The organism is Clostridium sp. D53t1_180928_C8 (genome assembly GCF_015667795.1).
In the GTDB taxonomy this organism is placed as follows: Bacteria; Bacillota; Clostridia; order Clostridiales; family Clostridiaceae; genus Clostridium.
In genome coordinates, this window is sequence record NZ_JADPEL010000114.1 from 1 (window position 1) to 2,316 (window position 2,316).

3 protein-coding genes are annotated in these 2,316 nt (G+C 25.1%); 1 reads left to right on the top strand and 2 read right to left on the bottom strand.

What is annotated here, in order from left to right:
• Positions 1-364 precede the first annotated feature (364 nt).
• Both I4V51_RS20710 and I4V51_RS20715 read right to left on the bottom strand, forming a co-directional pair.
• Positions 365-1,378 carry a hypothetical protein gene (locus I4V51_RS20710; RefSeq protein ID WP_195990327.1) on the bottom strand — a complete coding sequence of 338 codons (1,014 nt, stop codon included), beginning with the start codon at positions 1,376-1,378 and terminating at the stop codon, positions 365-367.
• Positions 1,357-1,629 (bottom strand): hypothetical protein, encoded by a 273-nt coding sequence (locus I4V51_RS20715; RefSeq protein ID WP_195990328.1) that lies wholly within the window; start codon positions 1,627-1,629, stop codon positions 1,357-1,359. The genes I4V51_RS20710 and I4V51_RS20715 overlap by 22 nt, the downstream gene beginning before the upstream one ends.
• Before the next feature lie 369 nt (positions 1,630-1,998).
• On the opposite strand from I4V51_RS20715, the gene I4V51_RS20720 reads away from it, so the two are divergent.
• Positions 1,999-2,316: hypothetical protein (locus I4V51_RS20720; protein ID WP_195990329.1), on the top strand; the 318-nt coding region annotated here is incomplete at its 3' end.

Sequence of the window (2,316 nt, forward strand, 5' to 3'; positions counted from 1 at the left end):
TTATTTTATTTGATGTAAATGCACTATAACTAAATCCAATGAAAAAATATAAGTTTTATAATTTTATTCATTGAAAATAAATCTATATTTGTGATATTAAATTTTCAATTTTTGGCAAATAAAACCTTATCTTCAGCCATAATTTTCGTACCTTCCTTGTCCTTTTAATATTTCCCTCAATAATCTCTATTGTTTTCCTTATAAATTTTCTTCCCTTTAAAAATGAAGGTTTTAACAATAGAAAATGGTCTTTAATTAAAGTATTGTGATTCAAAATGATATCCACTTATGGACATCATTTTACATTATAGTTATTTGTATATTTTTAAAACAAAGCCTAAATTTACAATGTTTAGTATTATACTTATTTAAAATATAATATATCCTCTATTTTATATTTCTTTTTTGCTATCCCAAGTCTCATAGCAGGAGTTATTTCCTCACCTTTATATTTATAAGTCTCACAGAAGTTTAAATATGTTCTTAGAATAGTTATCATATATTGAGCATATTTAGGGTTAAAATTAGCATATATATAACTTTTTCCTTCCCCTCTGCCACCTAACAATGGTCTTTCTAATATAGATACCTTTCTTCTTATCTGATTGAAAAATGTGTTTATAGACCGCAAATCTATTTTGTACATTATCTCTGATAATTCATAACAATTAAGGTTAGATAAATCTGTAACACAATTAATATATCTATCTCCTTCATCCTTATAAGGAAATGGATGGAGGATAGAACCATTAACTCCAACTACATAATCTTTTCCGTTAATTGTTTCTGTTATATATATATCATTATTAAATATAGTATGAGCCAATAGGTCTATCGCTGATTTGCCTAAACCTTCTTTTAAATTATTAGCCTCTTGCCATAATTTAATATTTTCTTTATGGGTTAAATATTGTTTATATGCCTCATTCTTATCTAATTCTTTATCAACCTTGCAAGTAAAAATATGAGTATCTTTCTTTGAAATACCTTCTTTATGTATCCTTAAAAGGGAAGTCAATAGAGCAGTATCTTCATCTGTAACTATAAATAATTTATTGACATTCAATAAGTTATTTATTAGCCAATGATGTGCATAAGTAGTGTATGTTGAATTAACATGAAATCCATCTACATATGATTTTCTAACTTCTAAATCTCTTAAAAAAAATTCAAATTCACTTAAAGTAGAATCAGTAGTTGTTTTAGATACTTTATATTTACTTGTCTTTTGCAAATATGTATTCAACTTATCTTCTTTATATCTTATATAGTCATTTTTAACTTCGTTTACGGATGTAGTAAAATCAAAAGCAACATCTGCTCTAAATATATATCTACTTCTCGGATCCGTAGTCGCTATAATGCTTGTGGGAAACAACGGTTTCTTTTTTCTAAAATAGAATTTTTACCATGTCCCTTTTTTATAACATTGTTAAGATGATAGGTGAATTTATCTGTGTTAAGCCATAATGTATCGAAATGAGTGTTCTTTAACTTCTTATCTTCATATCGCTCAAGAAATTCTAAACACCTTCTATATAACCACTCTAATTTATTGTAGTAAGTGCTACTGCCAATATCTAATATTTCACATATTCTTGTTACAGGAGTTCTGCTTAATATTAGCAAATTCTGAAAATGAACTTCCAGAATTAGGACACCTGGGTATACTAATGATTGGCAGGGGCAAGCAGTGTACTGGACATGATATAGGGGATTCTTTAACTATAGAATTAATAGATTATTGGATGAGAAGTATAAAGTGTTAAAAGCTAAATTGAAAATGAACTTAATAATTTTTAAAGTAGTTATAGATTTGTTATAGGTAAAATGGGGTTGAGGTTCGATATTTTTATTGATATAGTTATATAGTTGGAGATAAATGGAGTAAAATAATTATTAAATTATAATAAAGAAAAGGGTGATGTGATAAAATTAAGTATTTAATATGTAAAGATATAATAAAAATAAATAGTAAGTTGCTTATGGGGGATTAACATGGAATTAAGAAAAATATTAATAATATTATGTATAATATTAATGATACCAAATGGTATTAATATTAGTGCAATGCAAATAAAGAGTGAAATATGTATTAAAACAGAAGATGAAGCTAAAATTGAAGGTTTAATAGAAAATCAAAAACAATATCTATATGATTATAATGCTGATGAAATTAAAAAGCTAAAAGAAGTTTATAAAAATATAAATAATGATAAAAAAATATTTAATAAAATAAAACTAACTAAAGAAAGTAAAAAAGAATTAAAAGAGTATTTTAATAAAACATATAAGGAATTAAGTACAGCTTTTAAA